Here is a 16498-nt window from a genome sequence, read left to right on the forward strand (position 1 = left end):
GCGTAACAAAGGCCGGCCTTTGTTACGCCCGGCAGGAGGCACTCCTGCAGGCGTTGAAGGTAGCCCCGGGGGTCGTGCAGCCCGTCGACGTGGTCGATGCGGAAGCCCGTTATCAGCTCCTCGTGAGCCAGCCTCAGAACCAGGGAATGGGTGGCTTCGAACACCTCTTCATCCTCCATGCGCAGCGAAACCAGTCCTGTTACATCAAAAAAGCGCCGGTAATTGATCTCTTCGTTGGCCAGGCGCCAGAAGGCAAGCCGGTAGTGCTGCCGGCTCAGAAGTTCATCCAGAAAGGCGAGGTTCCGGGGTTTTCCTTTCTGGCCGTTGATAAGCTGCAGGCTTTCGTTGATCCAGGCCCTTAGGCCGGAGTTTTGGGTATAAAGCCGCCATAGTTCTTTTACGGCCCTGAAAAATTCTTCCCGGCCGGGCTGGCCTGCAAAAACGTTCGCAAGTCTTTTCAGCTCGCCCTCCGCCCCCAGGTATTCCAGAATTTGCCCGTGAGATGGGGGGTTCAGGGGTAGCCACCAGTCGTGGCAGGCCACCCCGAAGCCTTTTCCGGTCAGGGTGATGGTGAGTTCCCCTTTTTCCAGGGCTTCGTTATATGGGGAACCTAAAATGGGGAGAAGCACTTTCCCGGCCAGGGAGGGTCTTGCAGGTTGCCAGTCCAGGTCGAAGTACCCGGCATAGGGTGAATCCGGCCCCCAGCGCAGGAGGTCGAACCACCACGGGTTTTCGGGGCTGGCAGCCATATGGTTGGGTACCACGTCGAGCAAAAGGCCCATTCCGTGTTCCCGCAGGAAGGCTGCCAGGGAGCGCATACCCTCCTCCCCCCCGAGTTCCGGGTTTATGCGGGTGGGGTCGGTTACGTCGTAGCCGTGGGGGCTGCCCCTCCGGGCAGCCAGCAGGGGGGAGGCATAGATATCCGTGATGCCCAGAGCATGCAGGTAGGGTACCAGAGCACGGGCCTTTTCAAAGCCGAACTCCCTGTTGAATTGTAAACGATAGGTAGACGCGGGAATACGGGCTGGCGGCATTTCTCTCCCCCCTTTACCTGTTTCTCCTTATCTTCAAGCAATCGCCCAGGGAGCCGAAACGTTCCACCCAGGTCCTGGCCTCCTCATCGCCCTGTCCGGCGCGGCTGTTCAGGTCCTGGTAGATGGTTTGCAAAAGGCTGTAATAAATGTTTTCAACTCTCCACATATCCACTTCGAAGGGCAGGGAGCGGACCAGGCTGCAGACTGCCTTCAGGTGGTCGAGCAGGGAGAGGTCCCTGGGGTGCTCGCGCAGTTCCTCACCCAGCCTTTCCAGCGTTTTTTGAAGGGCGTAGCCCAGAGAAGCCCCGTCCAGGGGGACATTGGCCATCCTGGCTTCGTCCAGGAGAGCTTTAATATGCTCCAAATCAAGGTTCTTTTCCAGGAAAGCCTGGCGGAGGCTGGTATTGAGGACGAATTCGGCGGCGGCCCGCAGAGCTCCGGGTTGGGGAATATTAAGCTCCTGCAGGAGCCTCATCAAAGGAGCATGGCGCTCGTAGATGCGCCGGTAATCGGCCGCAACTTCATCGAGAGTGGAATCCAGGATGGTGTCCAGAATTTCCCGCTGTTTATCCCTGAAGAGCTGTTTTAAAGAGAAAGTAGCCCCGTTGAAGTATTGGTCCAGGAGGCGGATAACCTCCGGAAAGTCCACCCGGTCAAAGGCTCCGGTCACCTCTTCCACCATCTTGCGGTAGCTTTCTTCGTCATGATACACCTGCACCCCACCATTAATGCTTGGGTGGCCGAAGTTAACCACGCCGTAGACAACAGTTACCCCCTCCCGGGTAATTTCCGATGTGACCCGGGCCTTGCCAAGGCTCAACTTGGCCGCTCCCGCCAGCCGGCTGACGTTGTCCTCCCGGAAAACGGTGTAGCAGAAGATGCGGGACTGTTCGTCGTAAGGTTCGAACAGCGATGATATGGCGTAGTGGGCACCCACCTTGACCAGATCCACCATGGCCGGCTTGACGAACTTCTCGAAAATGTGGGCTCCGTCCTTATGTTCGGGGATGTTGCTTTTGGCCTGGGAGAGCATCTCCAGGAAGCGGGGTTCCAGCGAGTTGCCGAATAGTTCCTGGGCCAGCTGGATGACCCTCCCGGCATACTGCAGCACCTGCACCGTCTCAAGGCCGGAGATTTCATCAAAGAACCAGCCGCAGCTGGTGAACATGAGCATGGCGTGGCGCTGCATTTCGAGAAGCTTGAGAAGCCGTACCTGCTCATCCCCCTCTAAAGGACGGACGGCGTGCTTCTCCAGGAAGCTGTTTACATTTTCGCTTGAGCGGTCCAGGATCACTGCAATGTAGTCGTTGCGGGCTGCCCAGGGGTCTTTCAGGAACCGGCGGGCTTCCTCTTCGTACATGGGAGCCAGGGTATTGCGCAGCCAGTTGAGGGCGTTGCGCAGCGGTGCCCGCCAGGCCTGGCTCCAACCCGGGTGCTGGCCGCTATTGCAACCGCAGTTGTTGCGCCACCGTTCCACCCCGTGGGCACAGCTCCAGGCCGTATTTTCCTTTATTTCCACTTCATGGGTGGGAGGATGTTTTTCCAAAAACTCACCGTAATTGGTGATGCGCGCCAGTTTGTTGGATTCAATATAGTGAATCGCGTAGGCCAGGGCCATGTCACCATGCCGGTGGTGGTGGCCGTAAGTTTCCCCGTCGGTGGCTATATGGACAAGCTGGTCCGAGGGGCGGCCCATGTCGAAGGCCCCGGCCAGCCTCCTGGCGAAGTTTTCCCCGTTTAAAAGCAGCCCCTCAAAGGCTACCGCCCGGGAAATGTCGGCGTTGTAAAAGAAAACGCTTATGGTACGGCCGGATTCGGGCAGGTTTACCAGGTAGGGCACGGTGGGGTCAATACCCCCCGGCCCCACATCCTGCCAGGTGCTGCTGCCGATCTTGCGCACCCGCCGGGCCTGGTAGGGTGCCAGGATGGTGAAACGGATGCCCTGCTCCGCCATTATGTCAAGGGTTTCCAGGTCTACCGCCGTTTCCGGCAGCCACATACCCTCCGGGCGGCGTCCGAAACGGTGCTCGAAATCCTTAATGCCCCAGAGGACCTGGGTGTATTTATCCCGCCGGTTGGCCAGGGGCATGATCATGTGATTGTAGGCTTGAGCCAGTGCGGAGCCGTGTCCGGAAAATTGCTCCCTGCTTTGACGGTCGGCTTCAATGATAGCCCGGTGGACTTCCGGTTCATGGTGTTCCATCCAGGAAAGCAGGGTGGGACCAAAATTAAAGCTTATCTTGCTGTAGTTGTTGACAATTTTTCTGATCCAGCCGTCCGCGTCTAAAATACGTGATGCGGTATTGGGTTCGTAGCACTCGGCGGTAATCCTCTCGTTCCAGTCGTGGTAGGGATAGGCCGAGTCCTGCAGTTCCACGTCCTCCAGCCAGGGGTTTTCCCGGGGTGGCTGGTAGAAGTGGCCGTGAATACAGATGTAGCGTTCCACCGGTATCAGCCCTCCTCCAAATGCTCGAGCAAAAGGCACGCTCTGGGTGGCAGAGCGAGCTCTACCCTTCCCGTGGATGAGAGTACCGGCGGTACCTTGCTGCCGTTGCCCAGCCAGCGTTCTTCCGCACTATCCAGAAGCTTTTGCCAGCGCTCCGGCTCCAGGGGAAGGCTCAAGAGAACCGGGATATCTTTAAACGAATAAATAAGGCAGGCCCTGGCACCATTGTTCCATCGATATACTGCAAGGGCTAGTTCTTCGGGAAAACAAATGACCTCCATATTATCCCATTCAGGGTCCTGAAGGGCGGGTACCTCACGGCGCAACCGCAGCAATTCCCGGTAAAACTCGTAGAGCACCCGGTGGTGGCCCTCCCGCCGGAGATCCCGGTTGAGCCGGGATTGCAGAAAGGTGCGCTCGTCCTGGGGGTCCGGTACCTCCTGCCAGGCGAAGGCGGAAAATTCCTCCTTGCGTCCCTTTCGTACGGCTTCGGCCAGGTGGGGGTCGGTATGGCTGGTGAAGTAGAGAAAAGGGGCTTCTTCGCCGTACTCCTCTCCCATGAAGAGCAGGGGTATATAGGGGGAGAGGATGGTTGCTGACGCTGCCAGCTTGAGCTCTTCAAAGGAGGTCAGGCTGCTGAGCCTTTCACCTCCGGCCCGGTTGCCCACCTGGTCGTGGTTTTGGGAGAAAACCACGAACTGATGCGGCCGGGTGAGGTCTGTAGGGCCGCCATGCCTGCGCTGCCGGTATTCGGAGTACTGGCCCGTGTAGACGTAACCTTTTCGAAAGGCCCTGGCCAGGTGAGTGATCTCTCCGAAGTCCTGGTAATACCCCAGCAGTTCGCCGGTCAGGAGGACATGCAGTGCGTGGTGGAAGTCATCGCACCACTGGGCGTCCAGCCCGTAACCACCCACCACCCGGGGCCGGATGAGGCGGGCATTGTTGAGATCACTTTCCGCCACCACGTACACCCGGCGGCCCAGGCGTTCAGCTTCTCTGTGCACTTCTTCCGCCAGTTCCTCCAGGAAGTGGACGGCCGACATGTCCATAATGGCGTGTACCGCGTCCAGACGCAGGCCGTCCAGGTGGAAGTCCCGCACCCAGTAGAGGGCGTTTTCGATGAAGTAGCGGCGCACTTCGGTACTGCCCGGGCCGTCGAAGTTGATGGCGGGTCCCCAGGGGGTACGGTAACGTTCCGTAAAGTAGGGGGCATAGTCCGCCAGGTAGTTTCCCTCTGGCCCCAGGTGGTTGTAGACCACGTCGAGGAAAACGGCCAGCTCCTTCTGGTGACAGGCGTCCACCAGGCGTTGCAGTCCGCTGGGGCCGCCGTAGGAGTTCTGTACGGCAAAGGGGTAGACACCGTCATAACCCCAGTTGCGGCTTCCCGGGAACTGTGCCACGGGCATGAGCTCGATAGCGGTGATGCCCAGTTCCTTCAACTCATCAAGGTGAGGTATGATGGACTCGAAAGTTCCCTCCCGGGTGAAGGTTCCCACGTGGATCTCGTAAAAAACCAGGCTTTCCCTTGCCGGGCCGGACCAGCACCGGTCATGCCAGGCGAAGGATTTCAGGTCCACCACCTGGGAGGGTCCGTGAACCCCTTCCGGCTGGTAGCGTGAAGCGGGGTCGGGCCGTTCTCTTTCTCCATCCAGGAGGTAAAAATAAAGAGTGCCCGGTTCCACTTTTCCCACCGCGCCGTAAAAATAGCCGTGCCTGCCTTTCTCTAGAGGGACGAACCTTTCCCGGGGTCCCAGTATATGCACGGCCAGGCTCTCTGCCCGTGGCGCCCACACGCTGAAATAGCAGCGGCCATCTTCCAGGTAAGTGGCCCCCGGGGGATAAGCAGAGCTGACACCCGGTTCCATCCAGTTCACCGTCCCTTCCCGTTCAACCATCCGGCGCTTCAGCTGCACCAGCCGGTATTCCCGATTTTGGGCCCCTTTTATTTTGCCCCTTGAAAGCCCTCTCCAATCAATAATTGAGATTTAAGGTCGCTGGATAAAAACGGTCTGAAGTTTTTCCTTTCAAAAGTACGTTATCCGGTATTACAATTAGAATAAAAATGGATTCCTGTCATTTAAGAGGTGGGTTCATTTGCACAAATTTTTTTTCGGTAACCGCATATTGTTTCTGGTAACCCTGCTGCTGGTATTACCTGTTCTCCTTACCATCTATATGCTGCATATTATCAGAAACAGCGAACTCTCCCTGCTCGAACAACAGAAGGCGAAGCTGAATCAGGCTGCCTACCTGCTTGACCAGAACTTGAATACCAGCCTGGATGATTATTTGATTAAACAGGAGCTCGAAGGCAAATCGCGCCAGGAAAAAATCGTGGCCCTGGGAAGTTATGTGAATGAGAAGATTGCTCTTATCCACAAGGAGTATCCCGAAGTTCATATAGGGTTGTACTATGCGCCACTTGACGTTTTTTTTGATGGTACCAGCCGCTTCAATGAAAACTACTCCCTGAGACGCAAGCAGGCTTTTGAGGAAACCATGGCTAAAGGGACGAGTATCGTACAGAACCTGGGTCCGGAGGAGGGCGGAATTCTGGAAGTTTACAGGCCTTTTACGCGCAACGGGAAAATAGAAGGCGTGATCCGCTCCGCCGATTATCTATCGGAAATAGGTTTTTACGGTAAAAGGCGTCATATTGAAATAATTGCCTATTCGGCCATTGTAACCGTAGTTCTGACGGGCTTTGGCGGGGCAATCTACATTTTCCGTGATCTGGTCATGCAGGTGCGGTTTATCAGGCAGGGGTTGAAAACCCTGGAAGAAGATCTTTCCAAAACAATACCGGGGGCCCATGGTGAGCTCGGCGAAATCGTAGAGGGGATTAATGGTTTTGCCCAACGTATTGCAGAGTTGAACCTGTACACTGAGACCATGCTGGCCGTAATCGATGAAGCTATTGTCGTGGTTAATGCCGGGGGTAGGGTGGTACTGGCCAACAACCTGGCACGGGAGCTTTTCGCACTTCCCGAAGGGATCAGGGACCGTATGATTGACGAGCTATTCCCGGAAGGCTCACCCCTGGTTGAGTATGTGCGGCGGACATTAAAAGAAGAGAAATCGTTTCGAGATTTGATGCTGGATTGGGGCGGTGGTCAAAAAAGTTACCGTAAATTGCTTTTGAGCATTTTACCTTTGAAAACAGCTTCCGGCCAGCTCCTGGGTGCCGTAATCAATTGCCGCGACCTGACTGAACGCATGCGGTTGGAGGAGAAAGTACGCCGCCAGGAACGCCTGGCCGCCCTGGGCAAACTGGTTGCCGGCGTTGCCCATGAGATCCGCAATCCTTTGACTTCCATCAGTTGTTATATCCAGCACTGGCTGCAAAATAGTCAGCCAAATACTCAGGCACTGGCTACAATTCAGCGTGAGATAGCTCGCCTGGATTACATTGTGGAACAGCTGCTGTACTTTGCCAAACCCGCCGAGGCCCGGCTGGTACAGCGCGACCTGAATGTGCTGATCCGCGAATTGACAGAATTCTTCCATGAGATGCACCAGGGCAAATATAACCTGTTGCTCCACTTGAGTCCCGACCTGCCCCGGGTCTGGATGGACGCTGAACAAATGGAAAGGGTGGTGGTCAATATCATCTTTAATGCTATACAGGCTATGCCCGAAGGGGGTACCATATCCATTACCACCGCTTACCTGCCCGAACGGCAGCAGGTGGCGCTGACTATTGCCGATACGGGGTGCGGCATACCCAAAGAGAACCTGGCTCACCTTTTCGACCCCTTTTATTCCACGAGGCCGAAGGGAACCGGTCTCGGATTGGCCATTGTGTACGAGATTGTCCAGGCTCATGGGGGTCAGGTGGAAGTGGAAAGTGAGGTAGGCAGGGGAACCAGGTTTACAGTTTACCTCAGGGTTTGAAGGAAGGCATTGGGTTTCGAGGTGAAAACGATGGAAGATTTGATTTTGGTTGTCGATGATGAAGAAAGCGTACGCCAAACGCTTAAAGACATTCTTACGGACCATGGTTATCGTGTGGAGGTAGCACGTGATGGCCGGGAAGGGCTGGAGAAAATAATTGACCTTGACCCGTCAGCTGTAATAATGGACATCCGTATGCCGGAAGTCGATGGGATAAGGGTACTGGAACTGGTGCGTTTGAAGGGGCAGGATACACCCATCATACTGATCACGGCTTACGGTTCCACACAAAGTACCATCGAAGCTATGAAGCTTGGTGCTTTTGACTATCTCTTGAAACCTCTTCAGATTAATGAACTTCTTGAAACTCTTAAAAAGGCCACGGATATTAAAAGGTTGCTGCGTAAAAATCCCCCCTTGACCGTTCAGGATGTTGTTGAGCGGGCTGATGTCATGATCGGGTTGTCCCCGGAAATGCAGAAAGTTTACAAGGCTATCGGAAGGGTGGCCAATTCCAATGCCACGGTGCTCATCCGTGGCGAGAGCGGTACCGGTAAAGAACTGGTGGCCAGGGCCATACATTATAACAGCATCCGGCGCGACAAGCCTTTTATCAAAATCAACTGTGCCTCCATACCCGAAAATCTCCTGGAAAGTGAAATGTTCGGTTATGAAAAAGGGGCCTTCACCGGTGCGGTCGCTTCGAAGCCGGGCAAATTCGAACTGGCTCAGCGTGGGACGATTTTTTTGGATGAAATTGGAGAGATGTCCTTAGGCCTCCAGGCCAAGCTGCTCCGCGTTATCCAGGAGCGGGAATTCGAGCGGCTGGGAGGTACCGAAACCATTAAGGTGGACGTGCGCATTATTGCTGCGACCAACAAAGACCTAGAAAAGTGCATCGCCGAAGGTACGTTCCGGGAAGACCTGTATTACCGCCTCAACGTGGTGGATATCTACCTGCCGCCTTTGAGGGAGCGCAAGGAAGACATTCCCGTGCTGGTCGACCACATGATCAAGCTGTGCAATGCCGAATACAAAAAACAGGTGACAGGGTTTACGGAGCAGGCTATGAAATTGCTTATGGAGTATGACTGGCCCGGCAACGTACGCGAACTGAAAAATGTCTGTGAACGGGCCGTCCTGATGTCCACCGGTCCCATGTTGACGGTGGAGGACCTGCCCCGCAACATTCGGAAAAGTTCCCGTCGCCTGCACTGGTTAAAAGGTCTGAGCGGGGATTCTTTTAAAGAAATGATTGCCGAAGTGGAGCGGGAGATCATCCTGCAGGCCCTGGAGGAGCATAACTGGAATCGTTCCGCGGCCGCCCAGGCACTGAAGATGAACCGGAGCTCTCTTTACTTGAAAATGAAAGAGCTGGGTATTATCGATTAATAGCGCGGGGAGGGGTCAACCATTGTTTCCGCGAAAAGCGCGCGAAATTATGATGCCGGTCGAGCAATTTGCCACCATTACGGAAGATGCCACACTTCACGAGGGCATCCAGGCCTTGAGACAATCCCTCCACCTTAAAGACAGGCCCTGGCATGGTAACCGTATACTGGTTGTACTGGACCGGAACGGGAACCTTAGCGGTATTTTAACACTGCGGGGCGTGCTCACGGCGGTCGGATTATATGAACTGCTCAGGGACCCTCTCTTCAAGTCTGAATCGTGGAGCTGGTACTTTCTGAAAAAATTAAAAGAGGGTTCGCAGATGCGGGTCCGGGATGTCATGCGGTCTTATCAGGTGGCTACCGTACAGGCTGATGATGAGATTCTGGACGTGGTCCGTGCCTTTCTAAAATATAACGTCAATTCCCTGCCCGTTTTAGACCGGGGACGCCTGCTTGGGGTGGTACGTATCGTGGACCTGTTCAAGGTGTTGAGTGATTACTACTCGTAAAGTTAAAAAAGCCGGGAAAAAATTTGTGCCCGCTGTACTGAGCATAAGATATTGAGCGCACTTTCTCAATCGGGCCTGTTTAGAATATGGACAGTTATGGCCGGGACCACTCTCCTCCCCGGGTTCGAGAACCCACCTGGATTGCCCGTAAAATCCGGGTTAAAAAGGCCGGCGTTGAGGACATCAACAATTGACCATAATATATACAATCGAAAAATTCAGATAACTAGGCGGGGCCTTTGAAATACGGGCCTTTTTTTTGTGCCTAAAGGCACAGACTTTGCACCATTGATCACAAAAAGGAATTCGGTCGGGGGGTGATTCTTAAAGGCGATTGAAAATTTAATTGGACCGGTTCGGGGAAAGTATTTCCGGGGAGGAGATATTTATGGAAAAATACCAGCATAGACCAATCGGACAGTTGTTGATATTCGGGATAATCAGTTTGGCGGCCTATTGCCTGGTCCTTTTTAACGAGCAGGCCGTCATCCGTTATTTTTCAAGCGGCGGTGTACTCCCTGCAGCAGTTACTTTGCTCACAGCCGTAGCCTTTTCTCTCATTCACGGTTCTTTTGCCAACTATCTGCTTGAAATGTTGGGGATCAGGCCTGTTAAGAAAGGGGTGCATTGAGATGGAGCGCCGTAATAAAGTGCTGCGCTGGGTTCTGGTTGCATGCGGCTTGTTGTTGTTGCTCTCCATTCCCTCTCCTGGAGAAGCAGCCGGGGAAGCGGTGGGCGCCGGGGGTGCAGTAAAGCAATTTGTGCACCTGAACGGCTTGAGTATGTTTTACCTGGTCATCCTGGGCTTTCTGGGGGGCCTGATCAGCGGTTTTATAGGTTCCGGGGGTGCCTTTGTGCTGACTCCGGGTATGATGGCCCTGGGTGCACCTGCTGCTATTGCCGTGGCCAGCAATATGTGCCACAAATTCCCCAAGGCGATGGTCGGGGCATATAAACGTTACAAGTATGGTCAGGTGGATATCAAGCTGGGTCTTTACATGGCCATTTCGGCTGTCGTAGGCGTGCAGATAGGAATTTACGTTCAAAAGATTGTTCTGGCCAGGTGGGGTGCTGCCGGCTCCAACCTTTATGTCAGCCTGGCATTTGTATCCATCCTCACCCTGCTGGGGTTGTATATGCTCTATGATGCCAGAAGAGCGGTCCGTACCAACAGCGAAGACACGACCTCGAAGCTGGCCGAGAAGGTTAAGAAGTTTTCTCTCCCGCCGGTCATAAACTTCGAGGTAGCCAATACCAGAGTTTCTTTCTGGGTCATTGTTCCCGTGGGTCTGGCTACCGGTATGCTGGCAGCAACCATAGCAGTGGGTGGATTTGTGGGCGTCCCGGGTATGATTTACCTGCTGGGTGTATCGCCCGTGGTGGCCAGTGCCACAGAGTTGATAGTCGCCTTCCTGATGGGGTTGACAGGTAGCATAACCTGGGCCCTGGGTGGCTTTATCGATATCAGGATGGTAATTCTCATTATGGCCGGTTCCCTTATCGGAGTGCAGCTGGGGGCTGTGGGTACAACATACGTCAAGGAATACATGATTAAATTCGTCATGGCTGCTATCATGCTGATTGTTTCCATCAGCAGGGCCATAGCAATCCCTACCTACCTTGACCAGCTCGGTATTTTAAAGCTGAACGAAGGTACCGTGAAGGTCCTTTCCAATACAAGTTTCATCATTATGTGCGTGGCTCTGGCCACAGGTGGAGTAATTATTTTAGGCAACATGTGGAAGAGAAAAAGAGAACTCCAGGCTCAATCAGAAACTGTCGTGGCAGTTAAATCCTGAACCGGCGGGTCTTTAACGGGCAGGTTGTTATAGAGGGTATGATGTGATGTTCTGTACCTCAATCCTTTTTTCTTTTTTCAGGTGCCAGAACGTGTAAGGGAGGATTTGCTATGGAGGATGGCAGGACCTGTTACCTTTTGCAGCAGGAATGCCTGAAAGAAGCGTTGCCCTGGCGCCGGGGTCAACCGTCTCCGGATTACGACCCTTCTCTCCTGGAGTATCTTGAGGAAGCTTTCACCAGGATCGAACTGCACCGTGCGGAAACCCGCACGGAGGATGGCAGTGTATGGCCTGTCATCGTGCTGGGCCTTGTTCTGTCAGCCTGCCTGCTGTTTGCGCTCAGCCTGGTTTAAAATACAGGATAAACCCGGGGGGAGCTTGTACTCCCCTCCTGCGTTTACCTGGAGGAAAGGGTGGTGAACGGGGTGTCCGACCGTGATTTTCTCTTGAGTTTCGGCAGATTTAAAAATGAGTTCCTCCGGCAAGCGGGGCTGGAAAAGAATCAGTACGGTGTCCTGGATGCTTTTGAAAAGTGGTTGCGAATGTACCACAATAATAACGTAGATGAAAATGATAAGGTTCCACCATCGGGAATCTATCTGGATGTGCATAAGGACAGGGAAGTTCTTTTGAATGAAATTTGCCGGCGCGTGGAACAAAAACTCCTGCAGCGGGGAATAGTGGTTAAATGCATTTCGGCGGCGCGCTGGGGGAAAGCGAGGAGTTCAGCACTCTGCCTGGTGCTCCCCGGATTTCAGGATGTTTTCTACCGCCTGTGCTTTACCCAGCCACGCAAAGGCATCTATTCCGGCCGGAAGATCCTCATGAGTGAACTGGTGCTGGACGGGCACAAAAAAAGCTTGTTCTTACCGCTGCTCAACTACCACTCGGAGATGGAACGCCGCCTTGACTTTCGTTTGGAACGCGAGTCCCTCCATATGGAACAGGCGGGGAGGTACCGTTTTAAAATCTGTTTTCCCGTTGAGCAGGAGAAAATACCTGCCTCGAAGCTCGAGGAAATCGCCAGGGTGGTGGCCCGGTTTATTATTGTGAGCAGCGAGTACCTTGAAAAAGTCAATGCGGCTCAAATCGGGTGAACTCTCATGCTGATGTGAAGGAGAGGTGCTGGTTCGGTGCCCCTGCGGTTGAAGGTGCGCCAGATTATGGTCCCGGCTGAAGAATTTCCCGTCCTGTATGAAGATACAGACGCCTTGTCCGCATTTAGATTGTTACGGGATTATTTCCGCAGCAAAGACGGTACCTGGATTGGTTTTGAATCTGCACTTGTTTACAATCGCCGGGAAAAGGCGGTGGGCATCCTGACTGTGCGAGGGCTGCTGAGAGCCCTGCAGCTGCAGGCGCTCCTGGATGATTTATTGAAGGGGAACCCGGAGGGACTTTTTTTCCTCCCCGGCCGGTGGAATACACAATTCATTGCGGTGAGAGACGTTATGCGCCCTCTTGAAGCAGCATTTATCAGCGAAGATGCCGCTCTATGGGAAGCTGCGCTGTTGATGTTGAAGAAGAAGGTCAACTCCATACCGGTCATGGCCGGAGACGACCTGTGCGGGGTGGTGCGGACCATAGACCTGTTCTGGGTTGTAGGCGAAATACTGGAGGATATGGCCTGAAGGAGTTGGCCTGTTAGATTACCGCCCGGTGCTTGTACGGCCTGCGCTACGGGTTGCCGAACGGATAACGGTGGCCATGGGTGTGAATGGTTTGCCCCGGACAATCCGGGGCAGATTGTTTTTTTGCGCCCCCCAGCGGTAAACGTTACAACCCGACTGAAAAGGATTGACCGTTTGCGTTTTTCAAAAGCACTCCGGGGCTTTATTTGTGCAATTGGACTAAAAATTCTTAATTTTGACTCATATTTATTGTAAAATTCTGAAGTAAGGTTGAAGATTGAATTCGCGCTGGCTCAAACGGGGGTGATACTGTATTCCCTTGGCAGGTGAGGACAGAGTGATGTTTCCTGAATAAGAAATGAGGAGGTCTTGCTTTATGGCCAATGAAGATAAGGTCCTGGAGGCTTTGTTAAAAGAAGAACGCAGCTTTCCGCCGCCGGCATATTTTGTCGAGAAGGCACTGGTAAAAGATGCCTCCATCTATGATGAGGCGAAGAAAGATCGTGAGGCTTTCTGGGCCAGGCAGGCCGAAAACATAGATTGGTTCCAGAAGTGGGACAAAGTGCTGGATACCAGTAACGCTCCTTTCTTCAAGTGGTTTGTAAACGGCAAGTTGAACGTTTCCTATAACTGCATTGACCGCCACCTGAATACCTGGCGCAGGACCAAGGCCGCTATCATCTGGGAAGGTGAGCCCGGTGACGACAGGGTTCTCACCTATCAGGACCTTTACCGGGAAGTGACCAAATGCGCCAATGTGCTCAAGGAATTGGGTGTCCGGCGGGGTGACCGGGTGACCATTTACCTGCCCATGATTCCCGAACTGCCTATCGCCATGCTGGCCTGTGCCCGTATCGGTGCTCCCCACAGTGTTGTATTCGGGGGGTTCAGCGCCGAGTCTTTGAGGGACCGCATTAACGACTGCCAGGCCAAACTGGTCATTACCTCGGACGGCGGCTGGCGCCGGGGCGGCATTGTGCCCTTGAAGAAGAACTGTGACGATGCGCTGGCTGAATGTCCCAGTGTGGAAAAAGTGCTCGTGGTAAAGCGTACCTGTCAGGACGTTAATTTTGTCGAGGGACGGGACTACTGGTGGCATGAAATGATGGCCGGGGCCCCCATCGGCTGCGAGCCGGAGTATATGGACGCCGAAGATATGCTGTACATTCTTTATACCAGCGGCACTACGGGGAAGCCCAAGGGTGTGGTGCACACCACAGGTGGCTACCTGGTTGGGGTTTCCGCCACCCACCGGCTGATCTTCGATATCAAGGACGATGACATTTACTGGTGCACTGCCGACATCGGCTGGGTGACCGGGCACTCCTACATCGTATACGGGCCCCTGGCCAACGGCTGTACGACGGTAATGTATGAGGGCAGCCCGGACTGGCCGGAAAGGGACCGTTTCTGGGCTATTGTGGAAAAGTACCGCGTCAACATCCTTTACACCGCTCCCACGGCTATCCGTGCGTTTATGAAGTGGGGTACCGGTTGGCCCGCCAGGCGCGACCTCTCCAGCCTGCGCCTGCTGGGTACCGTGGGAGAGCCCATCAACCCCGAAGCGTGGATGTGGTATTACAAGTATATCGGCCACGAGCGCTGCCCCATTGTGGATACCTGGTGGCAGACGGAAACCGGCATGATTCTGATATCACCGCTGCCCGGTGTCACCACTTTGAAGCCCGGCTCCGCCACCGTACCCTTCCCCGGTGTGGAGGCCGCCGTAGTCGATAGTGCCGGCAGGGATGTACCCTTTGGCAGCGGTGGTTACCTGGTCCTCAAGTCCCCCTGGCCGGCCATGTTGCGTACTATTTACGGCGATCCCGACCGTTATGTGGCCCAGTACTGGAGCCGCTTTGAGAACATGTATTTTACCGGTGACGGTGCCAGGTGGGATGAGGACGGTTACTTCTGGATCATGGGACGGGTGGACGACGTGATCAACGTCAGCGGTCACCGCCTGGGGACCATGGAAATTGAGAGTGCCCTGGTGGACCATCCGGCAGTGGCCGAGGCCGCCGTTATAGGTAAAGCTCACGAAGTAAAAGGTCAGGCCGTGAGTGCTTTCGTCACCCTGAAGGAAGGAATCCAGGGTACTCCCGAGTTGATTGAAGAATTGAAAGCCCATGTGGTCAAGAAGATCGGTGCCCTGGCCCGCCCGGAGGACATTTTCTTCACCGCTGAACTGCCCAAAACCCGGAGCGGAAAGATCATGCGGCGACTGTTGCGGGACATTGCCGAGGGACGGGTGCTCGGTGACACCACCACCCTGGCTGACCCTTCGGTAGTGGCCAAAATCAAGGAGCAGTACGAATCACAGGAAAACTAGAAGGGATTTGGGCCTGCCGGGTGGCGGTTATGCCAGCGCTTCCGCCTGCGGGGCGGTTCGAATTACCAGGCATTACCTCCGCCCGCCGTCCGGCGGGCCCATTATTTTGGAGAAAGAGGCAGGTAGTTTGATACCTGCCTCTTTCCAGTGTCCGCGGGCCGGTTTTGATGCTAATAAAAGGAATAGACATTTTTGAGTTAAATAAATATAATAAAGTTAACCAGTTGATATGTCTAGAAAGTTGCGAATATTTAAAATAGATACATAAGGAGGGGAGGGTTGTGCAGAGGAAACTGGCCATAGGGGTAATTGCCCGCTGGCTGCCGGTCAATTTTCTGGCTACCGGTTTGGTGCTTCTCTGGGATCCCCTGGCGTGGAAGCTGGTGCTGGCCATGGTTTGTATCAATGCCGTGGCAGCCTTTCTGGTCAGTGATTATATCCAGAAGCAAAGGATCATTAATTTGAAGACCGAAAGGCATCCTCTCGATTCCACCCTTCAGATTGCCAGCGAAACACTGCCCTACCTGCGCCGGGGTTTAAATGAAGAGACGGCGGCCAAAACCGCGGAGATCATCCAAAAAATCAGTGATGTAGCGGCTGTAGCCATAACCGACCGGGAGAGAGTCCTGGCTTACATCGGTGCCGGGTCGGACCACCACAAGCCGGGTGGTTCCATCATGACCGATGCCACCCGGGAGGTGCTGGCTACCGGTGAACTCAAGGTGGTCCGCAGCAGCCGGGACCTGCAGTGCCCCGTACCACACTGTCCTCTGGAATCGGCGGTTATTTCCCCCCTCAAATGTAAGGAGGAAGTGGTGGGGACTATCAAACTTTACCAGACGAAAGCCGGGGAAATACCCCAGAATCTGGTTAAGCTGGCTGAAGGTCTGGCTCAGTTGCTAGGCATGCAGATGGAGCTGGCGGAACTGGACCGGCAGGCCCAGCTGGTAACCAAGGCGGAACTGGATGCCCTTCATGCCCAGATAAACCCGCATTTTCTATTCAACACCCTCAATACAATTATCATGTTCAGCCGTACAAACCCGGAAACGGCAAGGCGCCTTCTTATCCGCCTGGCATCCTTTTTCCGCCACGCTTTAAAGCGCCACGGCCATTTCAACACCTTGAGGGAAGAAATTGAATACCTGAACACTTACCTTATTCTGGAGAAAGCCCGTTTTCGCGAGAAGTTGCGGATCGTCAGGAATATTGACCGGGAACTTCTTGATTACCGGGTCCCTGTATTGACCATCCAGCCTTTGGTGGAGAATGCCATCAAACACGGGATTCTCCCCAAGCCGGGGCAGGGTACAGTGCAGATTACGGCCCGGCGTTTGGATGAGGATATGCTGATTGTGATTAGAGATGACGGGGTGGGTATCCCCCCGGAAAGATTGCCCGAAGTGCTCCAGCCCGGAGTGGGGTCGGGTAACGGTGTTGGCCTCAGTAATGTGCACGA

At 54.3% G+C, this 16498-nt stretch carries 13 protein-coding genes; 10 read left to right on the plus strand and 3 right to left on the minus strand.

Annotated elements, in window-relative coordinates; all coding sequences use genetic code 11:
* The 3 genes from ACPLUI_RS03140 to treZ all read right to left on the minus strand — a co-directional run.
* Positions 1-1034: alpha-amylase family glycosyl hydrolase (locus tag ACPLUI_RS03140; RefSeq protein WP_424658821.1), on the minus strand; the 1034-nt coding region annotated here is incomplete at its 3' end.
* A 13-nt stretch (positions 1035-1047) separates the two neighbouring features.
* Positions 1048-3480, minus strand: coding sequence for a DUF3536 domain-containing protein (locus ACPLUI_RS03145; RefSeq protein ID WP_424658822.1), 2433 nt, complete (start codon positions 3478-3480; stop codon positions 1048-1050).
* A gap of 5 nt (positions 3481-3485) precedes the next feature.
* Entirely contained in the window at positions 3486-5393 is a 1908-nt protein-coding gene (gene treZ / locus ACPLUI_RS03150; protein WP_424658823.1) for a malto-oligosyltrehalose trehalohydrolase, read from the minus strand.
* A gap of 181 nt (positions 5394-5574) precedes the next feature.
* Here treZ and atoS point away from each other — a divergent pair, with 181 nt between their 5' ends.
* The 10 genes from atoS to ACPLUI_RS03200 form a co-directional block, all read left to right on the plus strand.
* Positions 5575-7374 (plus strand): two-component system sensor histidine kinase AtoS, encoded by a 1800-nt coding sequence (gene atoS / locus ACPLUI_RS03155; protein WP_424658824.1) that lies wholly within the window; start codon positions 5575-5577, stop codon positions 7372-7374.
* A gap of 30 nt (positions 7375-7404) precedes the next feature.
* On the plus strand, positions 7405-8766 hold the full coding sequence (locus ACPLUI_RS03160; protein WP_424658825.1) for a sigma-54-dependent transcriptional regulator: 1362 nt from the start codon (positions 7405-7407) through the stop codon (positions 8764-8766).
* Between the two features lie 22 nt (positions 8767-8788).
* Positions 8789-9277 (plus strand): HPP family protein, encoded by a 489-nt coding sequence (locus ACPLUI_RS03165; RefSeq protein WP_424658826.1) that lies wholly within the window; start codon positions 8789-8791, stop codon positions 9275-9277.
* A gap of 388 nt (positions 9278-9665) precedes the next feature.
* On the plus strand, positions 9666-9908 hold the full coding sequence (locus ACPLUI_RS03170; RefSeq protein WP_424658827.1) for a hypothetical protein: 243 nt from the start codon (positions 9666-9668) through the stop codon (positions 9906-9908).
* Between the two features lies 1 nt (position 9909).
* Entirely contained in the window at positions 9910-11076 is a 1167-nt protein-coding gene (locus tag ACPLUI_RS03175; RefSeq protein WP_424658828.1) for a sulfite exporter TauE/SafE family protein, read from the plus strand.
* A 110-nt stretch (positions 11077-11186) separates the two neighbouring features.
* Positions 11187-11429 (plus strand): hypothetical protein, encoded by a 243-nt coding sequence (locus ACPLUI_RS03180; RefSeq protein WP_424658829.1) that lies wholly within the window; start codon positions 11187-11189, stop codon positions 11427-11429.
* A gap of 72 nt (positions 11430-11501) precedes the next feature.
* A complete protein-coding gene (locus ACPLUI_RS03185; RefSeq protein ID WP_424658830.1) occupies positions 11502-12173 on the plus strand; it encodes a hypothetical protein in 672 nt (223 codons plus the stop codon).
* Between the two features lie 36 nt (positions 12174-12209).
* Positions 12210-12707 carry a CBS domain-containing protein gene (locus ACPLUI_RS03190; protein ID WP_424658831.1) on the plus strand — a complete coding sequence of 166 codons (498 nt, stop codon included), beginning with the start codon at positions 12210-12212 and terminating at the stop codon, positions 12705-12707.
* A 376-nt stretch (positions 12708-13083) separates the two neighbouring features.
* Positions 13084-15039, plus strand: coding sequence for an acetate--CoA ligase (gene acs, locus ACPLUI_RS03195; protein WP_424658832.1), 1956 nt, complete (start codon positions 13084-13086; stop codon positions 15037-15039).
* A 281-nt stretch (positions 15040-15320) separates the two neighbouring features.
* Positions 15321-16498 (plus strand): histidine kinase (locus ACPLUI_RS03200; RefSeq protein ID WP_424658833.1); only part of this gene is annotated, 1178 nt, incomplete at its 3' end.

The sequence above is a fragment of the Desulfofundulus sp. genome (genome assembly GCF_049701015.1).
GTDB lineage: Bacteria > Bacillota > Desulfotomaculia > Desulfotomaculales > Desulfovirgulaceae > Desulfofundulus.